Origin of the sequence: Cupriavidus taiwanensis (genome assembly GCF_900250115.1) — a bacterium.
Taxonomy (GTDB): domain Bacteria; phylum Pseudomonadota; class Gammaproteobacteria; order Burkholderiales; family Burkholderiaceae; genus Cupriavidus; species Cupriavidus taiwanensis_B.
The window spans coordinates 1,056,270-1,072,395 of the sequence record NZ_LT984804.1 but is presented as its reverse complement, the minus strand read 5'-3'; the positions used below and the strand labels follow the sequence as shown (position 1 = coordinate 1,072,395).

13 protein-coding genes and 1 pseudogene are annotated in these 16,126 nt (G+C 67.9%); 2 read left to right on the top strand and 12 right to left on the bottom strand.

Annotation, left to right across the window (positions count from 1 at the left end; all coding sequences use genetic code 11):
- Position 1: 1 nt before the first annotated feature.
- Positions 2 to 1,000 carry an NADP-dependent oxidoreductase gene (locus CBM2586_RS21705; protein ID WP_240987990.1) on the top strand — a complete coding sequence of 333 codons (999 nt, stop codon included), beginning with the start codon at positions 2 to 4 and terminating at the stop codon, positions 998 to 1,000.
- A gap of 33 nt (positions 1,001 to 1,033) precedes the next feature.
- Here the strand turns inward: CBM2586_RS21705 and CBM2586_RS21700 are convergent, their stop codons facing one another.
- The 9 genes from CBM2586_RS21700 to CBM2586_RS21660 all read right to left on the bottom strand — a co-directional run bounded on the left by CBM2586_RS21700 (position 1,034) and on the right by CBM2586_RS21660 (position 9,616).
- Positions 1,034 to 1,648, bottom strand: a complete 615-nt coding sequence (locus CBM2586_RS21700) for a 2-hydroxychromene-2-carboxylate isomerase (protein WP_115689714.1) — start codon at positions 1,646 to 1,648, stop codon at positions 1,034 to 1,036.
- Positions 1,645 to 2,967: an MFS transporter gene (locus CBM2586_RS21695; RefSeq protein WP_115664963.1), complete on the bottom strand. Its 1,323-nt coding sequence runs from the start codon at positions 2,965 to 2,967 to the stop codon at positions 1,645 to 1,647. Before CBM2586_RS21695 ends, CBM2586_RS21700 begins: the two co-directional genes overlap by 4 nt.
- Before the next feature lie 41 nt (positions 2,968 to 3,008).
- Positions 3,009 to 3,788: an aldolase gene (locus CBM2586_RS21690; protein ID WP_115689712.1), complete on the bottom strand. Its 780-nt coding sequence runs from the start codon at positions 3,786 to 3,788 to the stop codon at positions 3,009 to 3,011.
- A 115-nt stretch (positions 3,789 to 3,903) separates the two neighbouring features.
- On the bottom strand, positions 3,904 to 4,797 hold the full coding sequence (locus CBM2586_RS21685; RefSeq protein ID WP_115689710.1) for a LysR family transcriptional regulator: 894 nt from the start codon (positions 4,795 to 4,797) through the stop codon (positions 3,904 to 3,906).
- Between the two features lie 168 nt (positions 4,798 to 4,965).
- Positions 4,966 to 5,883 carry an SMP-30/gluconolactonase/LRE family protein gene (locus CBM2586_RS21680; protein WP_115664969.1) on the bottom strand — a complete coding sequence of 306 codons (918 nt, stop codon included), beginning with the start codon at positions 5,881 to 5,883 and terminating at the stop codon, positions 4,966 to 4,968.
- Between the two features lie 71 nt (positions 5,884 to 5,954).
- Positions 5,955 to 6,935, bottom strand: a complete 981-nt coding sequence (locus CBM2586_RS21675; protein ID WP_115664971.1) for a Bug family tripartite tricarboxylate transporter substrate binding protein — start codon at positions 6,933 to 6,935, stop codon at positions 5,955 to 5,957.
- A gap of 42 nt (positions 6,936 to 6,977) precedes the next feature.
- The gene (locus CBM2586_RS21670) at positions 6,978 to 7,925 is read right to left on the bottom strand and encodes an NAD(P)-dependent oxidoreductase (RefSeq protein ID WP_115689708.1); all 948 of its coding nucleotides are present in this window, start codon (positions 7,923 to 7,925) and stop codon (positions 6,978 to 6,980) included.
- Positions 7,922 to 8,605 carry an RraA family protein gene (locus CBM2586_RS21665; protein WP_115689706.1) on the bottom strand — a complete coding sequence of 228 codons (684 nt, stop codon included), beginning with the start codon at positions 8,603 to 8,605 and terminating at the stop codon, positions 7,922 to 7,924. The genes CBM2586_RS21670 and CBM2586_RS21665 overlap by 4 nt, the downstream gene beginning before the upstream one ends.
- Before the next feature lie 42 nt (positions 8,606 to 8,647).
- Positions 8,648 to 9,616: a Bug family tripartite tricarboxylate transporter substrate binding protein gene (locus CBM2586_RS21660; protein WP_373424286.1), complete on the bottom strand. Its 969-nt coding sequence runs from the start codon at positions 9,614 to 9,616 to the stop codon at positions 8,648 to 8,650.
- 105 nt (positions 9,617 to 9,721) lie between these two features.
- Here CBM2586_RS21660 and CBM2586_RS21655 point away from each other — a divergent pair, with 105 nt between their 5' ends.
- Positions 9,722 to 10,489 carry an IclR family transcriptional regulator gene (locus tag CBM2586_RS21655; RefSeq protein ID WP_115689702.1) on the top strand — a complete coding sequence of 256 codons (768 nt, stop codon included), beginning with the start codon at positions 9,722 to 9,724 and terminating at the stop codon, positions 10,487 to 10,489.
- A gap of 85 nt (positions 10,490 to 10,574) precedes the next feature.
- On the opposite strand, the gene CBM2586_RS32165 is transcribed toward CBM2586_RS21655, so the two are convergent.
- From CBM2586_RS32165 to CBM2586_RS21640, 3 genes and pseudogenes are all read right to left on the bottom strand, one after another.
- The gene (locus tag CBM2586_RS32165) at positions 10,575 to 11,057 is read right to left on the bottom strand and encodes a hypothetical protein (RefSeq protein ID WP_240987989.1); all 483 of its coding nucleotides are present in this window, start codon (positions 11,055 to 11,057) and stop codon (positions 10,575 to 10,577) included.
- A 183-nt stretch (positions 11,058 to 11,240) separates the two neighbouring features.
- Positions 11,241 to 11,747, bottom strand: a complete 507-nt coding sequence (locus CBM2586_RS21645; RefSeq protein WP_115689700.1) for a hypothetical protein — start codon at positions 11,745 to 11,747, stop codon at positions 11,241 to 11,243.
- Between the two features lie 727 nt (positions 11,748 to 12,474).
- Positions 12,475 to 16,043, bottom strand: a pseudogene (locus CBM2586_RS21640) (indolepyruvate ferredoxin oxidoreductase family protein).
- Positions 16,044 to 16,126: the final 83 nt, after the last annotated feature.

The following is a 16,126-nucleotide window of genomic DNA, read 5'->3' as shown; positions in this document are numbered from 1 at the left end:
CATGGAACAGAAGATGCGCGCGGTCCTGATCGACCGTCACGGCGGAGCCGAGGTGATCCGGCTGGGCGAGGTCGCAAGGCCGGAGCCGGCCGCCGGCGAAGTGCTGATCCGCGTCGCCTGCGCCGGCGTCAATCCCGCCGACTGGAAATGCCGCGAGGGTTATCTGAGCGCCTTCATGCAGGCCAGCTTTCCCTTCGTGCTCGGCTTCGATGCCAGCGGCGTGGTGGCCGCGGTCGGCGCCGGCATCACGGGCTTCGTGCGCGGACAGCGCGTGTTCGCGCAAACCGGGGTCGGCGCCGGCCAGTGGGGAGCGTACGCGGAATACGTTGCGGTCGGCCAGGATTGCGTGGTGCCGATGCCCGACCACCTGGACTTCGCCGAAGCCGCGGCGGTGCCGACGCCGGCGCTGGCAGCCTGGACCGGACTGTTCGATGACGGCGGTCTGCGCGCGGGCCAGACCGTGCTGGTGCACGGCGGCGCGGGCGCGGTCGGCACCTTCGCCGTGCAACTGGCCAGGGCCGCCGGCGCCACCGTCGCAGCCACCTGCAGCACGGCCCGTCGCGACGCGCTGATGGCGCTGGGCTGCGACCTGGCCATCGACTATCGGGCAAGCGATATCGGCGCCGCCGTGCGCGCCTGGGCGCCGGCCGGCGTCGACCTGGTGCTGGACGCGGTGGGAGGCGGCACCCTGCCGATGGGGCTGGACCTGCTCAGGCCCGGGGGCATCCTGGTCGCCATCCTGACCCTGGCCAGCGGCGACCACGGCCCCGATCCGGCCGAGGCCGCGCGGCGCGGCGTGCGCAGCGCCGTCACGTTCAGCAAGATGCCAAGCGGCGCGCGGCTGGGCGAGATCGCCGCGCTGCTGAACCACGGGCGCTTGCGCCCACCTCGCATCGAATGCCTGCCGCTGGCACAGGCCGGGCAGGCGCTCGAGCTGGTGCGGTCGGGCCAGGCGACGAGCAAGCTGGTGTTGTGCGTCGACGCGCCGGGCAACGCGTGAGCGATGGCGCGGGGCGGTGCTGCGCTGATCCGGTCAAACGGGACTGCGCGCCCGAATCGCCTCCTCTAGCATCTCGAGCCGGTCCTGGCCCCAGAACAATTCGCCTTCGAACACATAGCTGGGCGATCCGAACACGCCTGCGCTGACGGCCTCGTCGGTGTAGCGTCGGTAGCGCATTCCGGTTTCCCCGGCGCGGGCCAGCTCCATGACGCCGCTGCGATCCAGGCCGAGGCGTTCCAGGATCGCCTGCAGTGTCGGCTCGCACGAGATGTCCAGGTCCTCGCACCATTCGGCGCGCAGAATCGCCTTGTACAGCGCGAGCACGGGCAAACCCAGCGCATCGGCGGCGATCACGATACGAGCGGCGAGCTCCGCGTCCGGACACATGTAGCGGGGCGTGGGGTTCACCCGGATCCCGAGCTTCCGGCACCATCGCTGCAGCTCGACGAGCCGATAGCGCTGCCGCTCCGGTGAACGCTGCCCCAGCAGCACGCCTCCCGTGCGCGCATACACCGCGGGAAGATCGACGGGCTTGTGCCGGATTTCCACCCCGGTGCGGCGTGCCAGTGCATCCAGCCGGTCTGCGCCCAGGTATGCCCAGTCGGAATTGAGCCAGAAGTAGTAGTCGATATGCGCACCGGCGTTCATACCCGCTCCCCCTTTGCCAGCGGCACCGCGTGCCTGGCCCCGTTCGCATCGCGCATCAGTGCCGTACTGACGAAGGCGATCACGCTGAGCGCACCCAGGTACCAGACGATGTATGAGGGGTCGCCGCCGCCATGATTCAACAGCGACGTGGCCACGATGGGCGCCAGGCCGCCACCGATCGCACCTGACACCTGCACCGCAATCGAGATGCCGCTATAGCGGACCTCGGGCGGAAACTGGGCGGAGAACAGGCTGCCTTCAGGGCCGTAAAGGCAGGCGTAGACCAGACCGATCGCAATCGCCATGGCCATCGTGACATTGCCCGCATCGAGCGTCTGCAGCAGCGCGAAGAACTGCGGCGCAAAGACCAGGATGCCCACGGTGCCGGCCATGAATACCCACTTGAAGCTGAAGCGGTCACCCAGGATCCCGAACAGGGGCATGGTGAACATCGCGACCGCGGCGCCCCAGACCGTGGCATCGAGCATCACGGTCTTGGCTATGCCCAGCGTGCCCGTGGCGTAGGCCAGGGCAAAGGTCACCACGGTGTAGAACCACGTGACTTCCGCCAGGCGGCCGCCGACCACGGTCAGGACCTGGCGCGGATAGCGGCGCAATACCACCAGGGCCGGCATCTCGACCTTCTCGCCAGACTTTTTCATCTGCTCGAAGTCCGGCGATTCGCTCACTTTTGCGCGGATGAACCAGCCTACCGCCAGCAGCGCCACGCTTGCCAGGAACGGCACGCGCCATCCCCACGCCAGCATGTCCTGCTCCGGCAGCGTTGCGACCATGCCCATCGCCAGCGAGGACAGGATCAGGCCCGGTGCCACCCCTGCCTGCGGCAGGCTGCCAAAGAAGCCCTTCTTGCCTTCGGGCGCGTGCTCGACCGCCATCAGCACGGCACCACCCCACTCGCCCCCCACGGCGACGCCCTGCAGGAAGCGCAGCAGCACGAGCGCGACCGCGGCCCAGTAGCCGATGCTGTCATAGGACGGGATCAGGCCGATCAGGATGGTCGGGACCCCCATCATGAACAGCGTGATCAGCAGCATGGACTTGCGTCCGACCCTGTCGCCAAAATGGCCGAACACAATGCCCCCCAGCGGGCGCGCGAAGAAGCCGACCGAGTAAGTGGCGAAGGCCGCCAGGGTCCCGGTCAGCGGATCGAACGAGGGAAAGAAAATCTTGTTGAAGATCAGGGCTGCGGCGGTGCCGTAGAGGAAGAAGTCATACCATTCGATGGTCGTGCCCATCATGCTGGCCAGGCCCGCCGTGATGTAGTGGCGGCGCGAGCGCGTGCCTTGTTGCGTGGTCATCGTCTTGTCTCCTTGTCGGTCTGATGCGTGCGGCCAGCGCGTCACGGCTTGACGTACGGCGCGATGCCGTGCGTCTGGCGGGCCCAGTACGAGAACGTCGAGTTGACGATGGACGGCTTCAGCAAATAGTCGTGGGCCTCGCGGGCCAGGTCGTCATCGACCGGCGTGAGCGGGCCGAAAGCCTGGGCGCGGATCTGCATGCGGGCAGCGCGCTCGAGATAGACGGACAGATAGGTTGCCTCTTCACACGTCCTGCCCGCGGTCAGGTAGCCGTGGTGCGCGAGAATGATCGCGCGCTTGTCGCCCAGCGCCGTCGAGATGATGACGCCTTCCTGGTCCGCAATCGGGACCCCCGGCCAGTCCTCGAGGAACGCGCAGTCGTTGTGCAAGGGCGTCATGTCCATCTGCGCGATGACCAGCGGCTGGCGCGCGGCAGCGAGGGCGCTGGCCCACGGCGAATGGGTATGGATGATGGCGTTGACGTCCGGCCGGGCGTCGTAGACCCACAGGTGGAAGCGCGTCGCCGGGTTGGCCATGCCGTCGCCGCTCAGCGTGTTGAGATCGCGATCGACCTCGATAAAGTCCGCCGGCGTCGCTTCGTCGAAGCCGAGGCCGAAGCGCAGGGTCCAGTAAGCGCCCGCGCGTTCGGAGCGCACACTGATCTGGCCCGCCAGGCCGGCTTCCTGCTCCGTCATGGCCAGGATCCGGCAGGCATAGGCCATGGTTTCCTGCGCGGTGCGCGACTGGCTCGGCAGATGCTTCGCCATGTCGCTGGTGGCGCGCTGGTCGAAGTACGACTTGTCTCTCAGGGGGGCGTTCATACTGGTTGTCTCCGGGTTTTCCCTGCGACGAGAGGTCGAAAGGATCGGGAGCCAGTATGGGATTCGGCTTGCGGGCGTGCTACGGAGCCGGCTTCATAGCAGCTATGTCACGGATTCACGGGTCCAGCGTCCTCGCAACCTGGAGCGCACACGAGAGCAAGGCCGCGGCCAACGGCGAGGGCTGGCGCTCCGGATGCGTCACCGCCACCATGCGCCGTTTCAACAGCGGTGTATGGATCTTCACCTTGCACAGGCCATATTCGGCCAGCAGCTTGTCCGGCAGGCGGCTGGGCAGGATGCAGGACCCCACCCCGGCGGAAACCAGCTTGAGCATGGCATCCACCGTTTCCGCCTCCGCGACATAAGCGCCCTTCAGGCCGGCGCTATCCAGCATCCGTCGCAGGGCATAGCCGTGCGGAAAGGCGACCAGGCGCAGCTCGCGCCCGCCCAGGTCGACACCGGGATCGTCCCCGGCCGCGGCCATGCTGCCCTGTTCCACCAGGCACCTGGTATCGTCGAAGAGCGGATAAACCGCCAGCGCGGCCGTGTCCACCGCGGTATCGTAGGCCACGCCCAGATCCGCCTTGCCGCTTTCCACCAGGGCCACGACCTCCGGCGAGCTGCGCCCCATCATCGACAGGTTGACCCCGGGATGCGCACTGACGAAGCTCGCCACCACATCGCCGATAAAGTAGTAGCTGACGGTGTGGACCAGGGCCAGCCTGACCGTCCCCTCGGTACTGCCATGCGCGTCGCGGATGGTGTCGACGGCGTGGTCGATGGCGCGATAGGGCCCTGCGATCGCTTCCTGCAGCTTTTGCCCGGCTTCCGTCAGGGCAACGCCACGCCCCGTTCGCGTAAACAGGGCCTTGCCAAGGTGGGCTTCGAGCGCGGCCAGTTGCTTGCTGACGCCGGATTGCGTCTGGTTCAGGTCATCCGCAGCCTTCGACAATGACTTCAGCGAGGCGATACGCAAAAAGCTGCGCAGCAGGCGGTCTGGCGTTTCCATGTCGGGGGCAGGTAGTTTTGCCGCCATTCTGCATTCGGCGTGGCCCTGGCCGCAACCACGCCGCGGCGACGACGCGGCATGCCATGCAAGGCCTGCACCATCGCCAGTGCGCTCGGGATCCGGTCGGCCAGGCCGCCGGCAAACAGGTGCTGCGCCGCGCCACCCGTGTCAGAGCGGCCGCGGCAGCTTCACGCCGGGCACCGACATGCCGATGCGCAGGATCTCGCCCGCCGTGGAATCCGTGATGTAGAGCGTGCGCCGGTCTGCTCCGCCGAACGCCACGTTGGTCAGCGAATGCCCGGGCGTGCCGCGGATGACCTCGACCGGCTCGGCGCGGTGGTTCAGCACCCAGACGTAGGCCAGCCCCGGATTGGCGACCAGCAGGCGGCCATCGGCGTCCATGGCAAGGCCGTCCGGCCCGCTCGGCCCATATGAGGTGAAGAACTGGCCGGCCTTGGACACGCTGCCGTCGTCCTGCAGCGGCATGCGCCAGACACAGTTGCCGCGCGTGACCGCGACGAACAGGAAGCGCTCGTCCGGCGACAGCACGATGCCGTTCGGGCTCGGCACATTGGCAAGCAGCAACTCGAGCCGGCCTGCGCGGGTGAGCCGATAGACCCTGCCGGTGGGATCGTGCAGGCCGGTCTGGCCCTGGTCGGTGAAATAGACATTGCCGCGCGCATCCAGCGTCAGGTCATTGAGGCCCTTGAAGCTCTCGGTGTTGCGGCGTGGCAGGTAGGGCCGCACGGTGCCGGCGCGCAGGTCGACCTCCATCAGCCCGTTGCGGTAGTCCGTGACCAGCAAGGACACCGGGCTGAGGAACTTCATGCCGTTGGGTTCGCCGTCCCACTCCGCAACCAGGTCCCAAACGCCTTTCGGGTCGATCCTGAAAATCCGCCCGTTCGGGATATCGGTCACGTACAGGTTGCCCTGCTCGTCGGTGACGGGGCCTTCCAGGAAGGCGTCGATCTCGCGGCCGCCCTGGTTGGCGCGGGACCAGTCGCTCTGCCGCGGCCGGCGATAGCGGGCGGGAAGGCTGGAAAACGGCTCAGCTTCGCGGATCGCCGGTGGGTTCAGTAGAAACATCTCGTGCCCTCTGTGGATTGTCGCGCGGCCTGGCCGGGCCCGGGCCCAGGCCTGGGCCCGGCTGTCCGAACCTACTGCTTCTGGAACGCCGTGCCGTGGGCCACCTTGCCCCAGAATGCGGTCCGGCTGGCCACTTCGGTGCGGAAGGTGGCGGCGTCCCAGTAGCCGGGCTCGGCGCCGATGCTGTCAGCATAGGCGCGCATGTCCGCTGTGGCCATGGCCCTGGACACCTCTTTCTGCAAGCGCTCCACCACTTCGGCCGGCGTGCCCTTCGGTGCCCACAAGCCGGTGAAGTTGGTCACGCCGAACCCGCTGACGCCGGCTTCGGCGAAGGTCGGCACCTGCGCCAGCGCCGGCAGGCGTTTGCTGCCGCTGACGGCCAGCACCGCCAGCTTGTTGCCCTTGACCTGCCCGATCACGCCCGGAATGGAGGCCATCTGGAAATCGACGGTGCCGCCCAGCAGCGCGACGGTGGCCTCGCCCGCGCCCTTGAACGGCACATGCATGAAGTGCGCCCCCGCGGCCAGGCCCAGCGCTTCGCTGGCGAAGTGCGGGGTCGAGCCCGCGCCGCCCGAACCGTATGAGACCTTGTCGTCGGCCTTGGCCGCGGCAATCAGGTCGGCCAGCGTCTTGTACTTGCCGCCGGCCTTGACGACCACGCCCATCGGCGCGAACACGTAGGCCGCCACGGGCTGCAGGTCCTTTGCCGGATCGAACGGCAGTGCCTTGAAGATGTGAGGCAGCAGCGCGTAGGTCGTGTCGTTGGCCAGCAGCATATAGCCGTCGGGCGCGGCGCGCGCGACCTGCGCCGTGCCGATGGTCCCGGTTGCGCCGGCCTTGTTTTCCACATAGAAGCTCTGGCCGGTCTGCTCCGAGAGCCGCTGCGCCATCTTGCGCGTGACCACGTCGACGGCGCCGCCCGGCGGGTAGGGCACGATGATCTTGACCGGCTTTGCCGGCCAGGCCTGCGCCTGCGCAACCATCGACACGGCGGCCAGGGCGGCGAACGCCAGGCCCCGGAGCTTCCAGGCTCCGCTGACTTTCCTGTTCATGCTGTCTCCATTCCTGCGAACGTTCTTATCCCGGCACGGCGGTTATCGCTGCCCGACCGCCGGCTCGCGCACCTGGTTCAGGACCGCGAGAGTATTGGTCGCCGCGGCGACCCCCATATTGACGTAGGCGGCGCCGGTCACGCCACCGATATGCGGACTCAGCACGAAGCCCGGCTGCCGCTGGAACAGGTGCGGCGTGGCCATCGGCTCCTGCGCAAAGCTGTCGAGGCCGGCGGCCGCCACGCGCCCGGACCGCACCGCTGCCAGCAGCGCCGCCTCGTCGATCAGTCCGCCGCGGGCGGTGTTGACCAGGATCACGCCGCGCTTGCAACGCGCCAGCGTGGCGGCATTGACCATGTTCCTGTTCTCCGCCGTCAACGGGCATTGCAGCGAGATGACATCCGACGCTTCCCAGATCGTTTCCAGCGGCACCGCCTCCACGTAGCCGGGCAGTTCCGTGGCGAAGGGATCGAAGCCGATCACGCGCATGCCGATGGCCTCGCACATGCGCGCAAAGCGCCGGCCGATCGCCCCCAGCCCGACCAGGCCCACCGTCAGGCCATTCAATTCCAGGCTCTTGTGCGTGGCCTTGTCCCAATGGCCCGCATGCATGCGCGCATCCAGCGGCACCACCGACTTGGCGCACGCCAGCATCAGCGCCAGCGCATGCTCGGCCACGGCGGCGGCATTGGCGCCGGCCGCGGCCGTCACCGTGATGCCGCGCGCCTGCGCGGCGGCCTTGTCGATGGTGTCAGTGCCGGTGCCGTGCTTGGAAATCACCTTAAGGGCCGGTGCCGCGTCCATGACTTCGGCGCTGACGCTGCCATAGCGCACGATGATGCCGACCGGGTTGTGCTGCCGGGCCAGCGCCACCAGAGCTTCGGTCTGCGGCGTTTTCCCCGCGAAGACGAGGGCGTAGTCGCCCAGCAGCGCGATGGCTTCAGGGGCCAGGTCCGACCCCGTGACGATGATGACCGGCTTGTTCGTCACAGCGCTTCTCCCTGCTTGAGCACGCCCGCCGTCACCAGCGAGGCCAGCAGCCACGGCGCGGTGGTGTTGCCCTCCTTGATCTGGGCAATGCGCACGCTTTCCGCGGCCTCCTTGCGGGCCGCGGCATCGAGCAGCGCCTCGATCTTTTCGCGCTCGACCACGACCAGCCCATCGGCATCGCCGCAGATGTAGTCGCCCGGGTTGACCGTGACGCCGCCGACGGAAATCGGGTGGCCGATACGGCCGCCGACTTCCTTGGTGGGGCCGTTGGGATTGGTGCCCACCGAAAACACCGGGAACTCCATTGCGTCCAGCTCGAGGCTGTCGCGCACCGCGCCGTCGATGACGACACCGGCCAGGCCGCGCTGGCGGGCGGCATGCATCATGATGGTTCCCATCAGCGCGGAGGTCTGGTCCCCCTTGCCGTCGACGACCAGCACATCGCCGGGCTGCGCCAGCGCCAGCGCGGCATGGATCATCAGGTTATCGCCGGGGCGAACCTCTACCGTGAAGGCGGGCCCGGCGACCTTCATGGTCGGGCGCAGGGCCCGGATGCGTCCGTGCAGCGCGCCGCGCCGTCCGCCCACGTCGGACAGGATCGCCGGCTGGAATGCGGCGGCGCGCGCCACGATCTCGGCAGGTACGCGCTCGAACGATTTGATGATGTTTGGCAAGGTCATGATGGGTTCCAGGCTATGGCAAGGGATGGTGAGGGGCGGGCGTCAATCCGGCTTGGTGCCGGAGGCCTTGATGACCGCTGCCCAGCGCACGATGTCCTGCCGGATCAGCGCACTGAAGGCCTCGGGCGTGCCGGCCAGCACCGCTGCGCCCTGTTCGTTCAGCTTGCTGGCCAGCGCCGGAGACTTGAGCGCCTTGTTGAACTCGGTGTTCAGGCGGACCACGATGTCCTTCGGCGTCGCGGCAGGCGCGACGAAGCCGAACCACGTCGCGGTATCGAAGCCGGGATAGCCGAGCTCAGCCACGGTGGGCACCTGGGGCAGGTCGTGCACGCGCTTCGGCGAGGTCACCGCGAGCGGCCGCAGCCGGTTGTTCTTGATATGGCCCAGCAGCGTCGGCACCGACGCCATGTAGAGATCGACCTGTCCGCCCATCAGGTCGTTGACGGCCTGCGCAGCGCCCTTGTACGGCACGTGGGTGAACTTCACTTTCGCGGTGCCCTGCAGCTGTTCGCCGCCAAGGTGCGCGACCGTGCCGTTGCCGGGCGAGGCGAAGTTGATCGCGCCCGGCTTTGCCCTGGCTGCCTGGATCACGTCCTTCAGCGTCTTGTAGGGCGAGTTGACATGCGTGACCAGCACCAGCGGCGCGGACGCGACCAGGCCGATCGGCGCGAGGTCCTTGAGCGGGTCATAGGGTAGCCGCTCATACAGCGAGGGATTGATCGCCAGGTTGCTGGTCTGCCCCATCACGATGGTGTAGCCGTCGGCGGGCGCCTTGGCGGCGGCGTCGACGCCAAGGTTGCCGCCCGACCCGGGCTTGTTCTCGACCACGAAGACCCAGCCGGTCGACCTGGCCACGGTATTGGTCACTTCCCGCGCGATGATGTCCGTGCCGCCGCCGGCGGGGAACGGCACGATCACACGGATCGGCTTGGCGGGGTACTGGGGCGCTGCATGGACGGCGGATACCGCGACCAGGCCGGTGGCAAGGATCGACAGGCAGCGAAGGAACATGGCGTGCATCAGGGTCTCCGGATCTCGTTTCGTTGTGAGTCGGATTGTGGTGCACCGTTTCAAGCCATACAATGGCGTTTCATCCCGTGCAACGAAGTCCATGCAATGAACCGAAGACATGAATCATCAGGCACTTCTGCCGAGGAAACCTCCGGCTCCGTGATCGCCGTCACCCGTGCCTTGCGCGTGCTGGAAGCGTTCGGCGTCAATGATCCGCAGCTGTCTCTGGCGGAGCTGAGCCGGCGCACGGGCATCCACAAGACCACGGTACTCCGGCTCGCCCGCACGCTGGCGGCGGATGACTACCTGGTGCAGAAGGAAGACGGCAGCTGGCGTCTCGGCCGCGCGGCGGGATGGCTGGGCGCGTGCTATCAGGCAACCTTCAATGTGCAGGAAGTGGTCGAGCCGGTGCTACGGGCCCTGACGATCCAGACCGGGGAAAGCGCTTCGTTCTACGTCCGCGAGGGCCAGCAGCGCACCTGCCTGGTCCGGGTCGAAGGCCCGCAGGCAATCCGCCACCACGTCAGGATCGGGGCCGCGCTGCCGCTGGACAGCGGCTCGCCCGGCCGGGTCATCCTGGCGTTCTCGGGAGAGCCCGGCGAGCTGTATGAAATGATTCGCCGCCGCGGCTTTCACCTGTCGCTGGGCGAACGGGAACCCGAAGTCTCCAGCGTCTCGGCGCCGGTGTTCGGCTTGCACTGGCGGCTGCTGGGCTCCATGTGCATCTCCGGCCCGACCGCGCGGCTGAACGAGGCGCGCTTGCTGGAGCTGGCCCAGACCGTGGTCGATGCGGCCAACAAGCTGTCCTATGCCATGGCGGGAAGCCAGCGGCCGGCGCCGCAGTTGGAGAGGCCGTCGACCTGGCATCCCTGAGCGGTTGCAGGCGGCGTCTTGCCACACGGCGCGGGCGCGCCGTTGCCGTGCGGCCGGATGGGCATGGTGCGGCTCCCGCAAGGTGTCATTGACGCTGACTGACCGTGACCGGGACGATCTTTTCCAGGCGGTCCAGCAACAGCTCCTTCTGCTGCTCAGGCAGCCTGACCAGGGTGGGGTACATGTTGATCAATGCCATCCGCTGCGCAGGCGACCGGGAAGGCAGCAGCATCAGCAGCCCCGCCTTCTCGCGCTCGGACAGCGATGACAGATGGGGCAGCGCGTCGAGTTGCGCCAGCTCGGGCGACCCTGGCAAAGGTACGGCAGGTTCATCCGTCACGGACGACGGTGCCGGGGTTTCCCGTCCCGGTGCGGTTCCCTGCGTGGCCCACGGGCTCTGCTCCGATGGCGCTTGCTGCGGGACCGCCATGGCTGCCGGGGCTGAATCCCCGCCGCCGCATCCGCCCAGCAGCAGGCTCAACCACAGCATCCACCCGGCATGCAGAAAATGGCGCGGCGCAGGTGGCACCGCCCAGGCGCGGTCATTGAGGTGAAGGTCTTGTCGCATGGCGCATCATCCAACATTCAGGACAAGGCAGGCGTGGTACCGCATGCAATGACGGTACCCGCCATAGCCGATTGCGACGTGCCAGCGATGCTGGCACGTCCTCCCATTGGCTCGGAACGCTCTCGCCCGTGTCGCAATGTTCCGCTGTCAGTCGAATGTGTGCCGAAGCCTGTGCCAGGTCGATCAGGGACCCACAATGCTGATATAGGGCTGGGTGAAGCCGGCGAAGGTGACCGTATAAACGAAATTCACCAGCGTGGGGGACCCGAGCAGCAGCTTGCTCCAGTTGCCGTTCGGGCAGACCGCCGCGTTCTGCAATTCCGTGGTGGTGGGGGCCGTCGTGCTGAGCGGCGGCACCACCAACTGCCCGTTCTTGGCAGGCCTCAGGGTGCCTGACGAAGTCGCCTCCGTGGCCTGTGTCTTCACCTCGACGATCTGGCCGCCGCGGTTCTGGCACTGCACGGTGCCGGAGTACGTCGCTGACAGAATCGCGGTCGCATTCGTGTTGCCGACGCCTCCGATGGTAGTGCCGGTACAGCTCACATCGAGCGAGGAATCCACGCTGCATACGGGCTCGGCAGCGCCGTTTGCATAATGCGCCCCGCTTGGCCCATTGGCGGCGATGGTGTCGGCCCACGCGGCGGGAGCAACCAGCACCGCAGCCAGTGAAACTAGAGCTAGATTCTTCATATTCGTCTCCAGAGCGTCCAATAAGCCCCCGGATGAAAAATGACTGGCTTGCTGTTTACGTTGCTCCTCGATTAATCAATTAATTGGGGCGCAGCGCGGTCAGGGTCTCGATCTGATTCTGTAACTGCCTAATACGAAAATGAGGTGCGTGCGCTGCGTCAGGCTTCCGCAAAAGCGCAGGATCTGATGCGCCTGCCGATGCGCCGCGCGCCCCGGACGGCCTTCTGCACCGGCGCGATCAGTGCGACGTCTTTGGCTCGCACAGGGCGCCCGAGCATGCGGCTCCAGCGACGAAGGCTTATTCGCCAAACCCTAAAAGGGCGTACTTGGATGTGCAAAATTATAGTTACGGCAAGGCAGCGAACCGGGTATTTTTTATTGCTTTGGCGTGCGTGTTCGCACCGTATATTGGCGCGCTCCGCTGGCGCGCCAGCTATGCTTAATATCTTTAACCACGTGCGCTCCCGCGCGCGAGCGGACTATTAAAATAGCGTGACCATTATTGCTGCGCCAGGCCGGGCCGCCGGGCATGCATGCTCACCGCGTGGCCATGGCGCGTACCACGGCGCGCGCACCATTCCGCCCGGTACGAATGCAGTCGCGGCCCCGGGGATCGGGGCCGCGCGCCAGGCGCTACAGCGCCTTACCGGAAACCACGGTTTCACCGGCACGCCGCGCGCCGTGCCCTTGGCGCCCGGCGTGCCAGGTGCCGCCCGCGCCGATGCCCTTACGCCGCGGCGCGCCGCGCCGCGCCGCGATACTGCGCCAGCAGCGCCTCGCGCCGTACCGCCGCGGCCGCCATGCTGGCCTCCTTGACGTGCCCATAGCCGCGGATATCGTCCGGCAGCGCGGCCAGTGCCAGCGCGGTGTCGAGGTTGTCCGCGCTCAGCGAAGCCGCGAACTCTTCGACCATGGCCAGGTAGTCGTTGACCAGCGCGCGCTCGGCGCGGCGCTCGGCGGTCTTGCCGAACACATCCAGAGCGGTGCCGCGCAGACCCTTCAGGCGCGCCAGCAGGCGGAAGGCCGTCATGGTGCGCGGGCCGAAGCGGCGCTTGACCAGCTGGCCCTTTGCGTCGGTCCTGGCCAGCAGCGGCGGTGCCAGCCAGAAATTGAGCTGGTAGTCGCGGCCGGGCTCGCCTTCGAACTGCGCGCGCAGCTTGTCGAGGAAGGCGGGATCGGTGTACAGGCGGGCCACTTCGTACTCGTCCTTGTACGCCATCAGCTTGGCCAGGTTGCGGGCCACGGCCTCGGTCAGCGGCAGCTTGCGGTCGGTGCCGAGTTGCTGCTCCGCGGCGCGGATGCGCGCGACCGCGTCGCGATAGCGCGCGGCATAGGCGGCGTTCTGGTAGTCGGCCAGCATCGCCTCGCGCTTGCGCACCAGGGTGTCGAGCGTCTGCGGCATCGACACCACCTGCGCGCTGGCGGCGGCCGGCGCGGCCGGCAGCAGCGCCCTGACCGCGGCCTCGCCGTGGTGCGCGAGGTAGCGGCCCCATTCGAAGGCGAGGCGGTTCTTCTCGACCGAGACCCCGTTGAGCTCGATCGCGCGCACCAGGCTGGCGTGCTGCAGCGGGACCCAGCCCTTCTGCCAAGCATAGCCCAGCAGCAGCGGGTTGGAATAGATCGCGTCGGCGAGCAGGGTCACCGCCCAGGCGCTGGCGTCGAAGAAGGCGCAGGCCTCGCCCACGCTGGCGCGCAGGTCCTGCTCGGCGCTGGCGCCGGGGAACTTCCACTTCGGGTTCTTGATGAACTCCGCGGTCGGGGTGTTGGCGCTGTTGACCACGGCGGCGGTCAGGCCGTGCCGGACCTTGGACAGCACTTCGGCCGACGCCGAGACGATGGCGTCGCCGCCGATCACCAGGCGCGCCTCGCCGGTGGCGATGCGGGTCGCATGCAAGTGGTCCGGAGCGGGCGCGATCTGCACGTGGCTGATCACCGCGCCGCCCTTCTGCGCCAGGCCGGCCATGTCGAGCACGGTCACGCCCTTGCGCTCCAGGTGCGAAGCCATCCCAGCAGCCCGCCGATGGTGACCACGCCGGTGCCGCCGACGCCGGTGACCAGCACCCCGTACGGCCGCTCCAGCGCCGGCAGCCGCGGCTGCGGCAGCGCCGCGAAGTCGGCGCCGCTGCCCTTGCCGGCCGCCGCCGCGGGCTTGCGCACCTGCGCGCCCTCGGCGGTGACAAAGCTCGGGCAGAAGCCGTTGACGCAGGAGAAGTCCTTGTTGCACGACGACTGGTTGATCCGGCGCTTGGTGCCGAGTTCGGTCTCGAGCGGCTCTACCGACAGGCAGTTGGACTTGGCCGAGCAATCGCCGCAGCCCTCGCACACCGCATCGTTGATAAAGGCCCGTTTGGCCGGATCCGGATAGGTGCCGCGCTTGCGGCGGCGGCGCTTTTCGGTGGCGCAGGTCTGGTCGTAGATCAGGATGGTGACGCCTTCGGTGTCGCGCAGCTCCAGCTGCACGGCATCGAGCTGGTCGCGATGGAGCACCGCCACGCCGGACGGCAGCATCGCGCCGTCGCCATACTTGGCGGGTTCGTCGGTGACCACCACCAGCTTCTTCGCGCCCTCGGCCAGCACCTGGTGCGCGATCTGCGGCACCGTCAGCACGCCGTCGATGGGCTGCCCGCCGGTCATCGCCACCGCATCGTTGAACAGGATCTTGTAGGTGATGTTGGCGCGGGCCGCGATCGACGCGCGGATCGCCAGCAGGCCCGAGTGGAAGTACGTGCCGTCGCCCAGGTTGGCAAACACGTGCTTGTCATCGGTGAAATGCATCTGGCCGGTCCACGCCACGCCCTCGCCGCCCATCTGGCTGAAGGTGTCGGTATTGCGGTCCATCCACAAGGTCATGTAGTGGCAGCCGATGCCGGCCAGCGCGCGCGAGCCTTCCGGCACGCGCGTCGAGGTGTTGTGCGGACAGCCCGAGCAGAACCACGGCTTGCGCTCCACCGCGATGCGCGGCTGCGCCGCTTCGCGCTCCTTGGCCTCGATCAGCGCCACGCGCGCAGCAATGCGCGCGCGCACCTCGGCCGGCAGGTCGAAGCGTTCCAGCCGTCGCGCGATGGCCTTGGCGATCAGCGCCGGCGACAGTTCGTAGTGCGCCGGCAGCAGCCAGTCGCCGCGCGGCACCGACCACTCGCCGCCGTCGTTGCCGCGCTGGTCGAACTTGCCGAAGACCTTGGGCCGCACATCCTCGCGCCAGTTGTAGAGCTCTTCCTTCAGCGCGTACTCGAGGATCTGGCGCTTTTCCTCGACCACCAGGATCTCTTCCAGGCCGGTGGCGAACTCGCGCGCGCCGTGCGCCTCGAGCGGCCACACGCAGCCCACCTTGTAGACGCGGATGCCGATGCGGGCGCAGGTGTCGTCATCCAGGCCCAGGTCCGCCAGCGCCTGGCGCACGTCCAGGTAGGCCTTGCCCGCGGTCATGATGCCGAAGCGCGCGTTGGGCGAATCCAGCACCACGCGGTTCAGGCGGTTGGCGCGCACGTAGGCCAGCGCCGCATACCACTTGTGGTCGAGCAGCCGCGCTTCCTGCTCCAGCGGGGAATCGGGCCAGCGGATATTGAGGCCGCCGGCCGGCATGGCAAAGTCCTGCGGCAGCGCGACCTGCACGCGCGCCGGGTCGATCTCGACCGAGGCGGTCGACTCGACCACGTCGGTGACGCACTTCATGGCCACCCACAGCCCCGAATAGCGGCTCATGGCCCAGCCGTGCAGGCCGTAGTCCAGGTATTCCTGCACGTTGGCGGGATACAGCACCGGAATCCCGGCCGCCTGCAGCACATGCTCGGACTGGTGCGCCACGGTGGAGGACTTGGCGGCATGGTCGTCGCCGGCCAGCAGCAGCACGCCGCCGTGGCGCGACGAGCCGGCGGAGTTGGCATGCTTGAGCACGTCGATGGAGCGGTCGACGCCGGGCCCCTTGCCATACCACATCGAGAACACGCCATCGCGCTTCGCGCCGGGGAACAGGTTGACCTGCTGGCTGCCCCATACCGCGGTGGCGGCCAGGTCTTCGTTGACGCCCGGCTGGAACACCACGTCGCTGGCCGCCAGGTGCTGCTTGGCCTTCCACAGCGCCTGGTCGACGCCGCCCAGCGGCGAGCCGCGGTAGCCCGAGATAAAGCCGGCGGTGTTGAGCCCGGCGGCGCGGTCGCGCGCCTTCTGCAGCATCGGCAGGCGCACCAGCGCCTGCACGCCGCTCAGATAGATACGGCCCTGGTCCAGGGTGTACTTGTCGTCCAGGCTGGCGCTGGCCAGGGCTTCGAGCAAGGCGGGATTGAGCGGGGCATTCACGATGTGGGTCTCCGGGCTTTGTTCTGATGCGGTGATCTGTTGTCCGAAGGAGTGTAGAAACCGGCGCGATCATCGTAAAATCA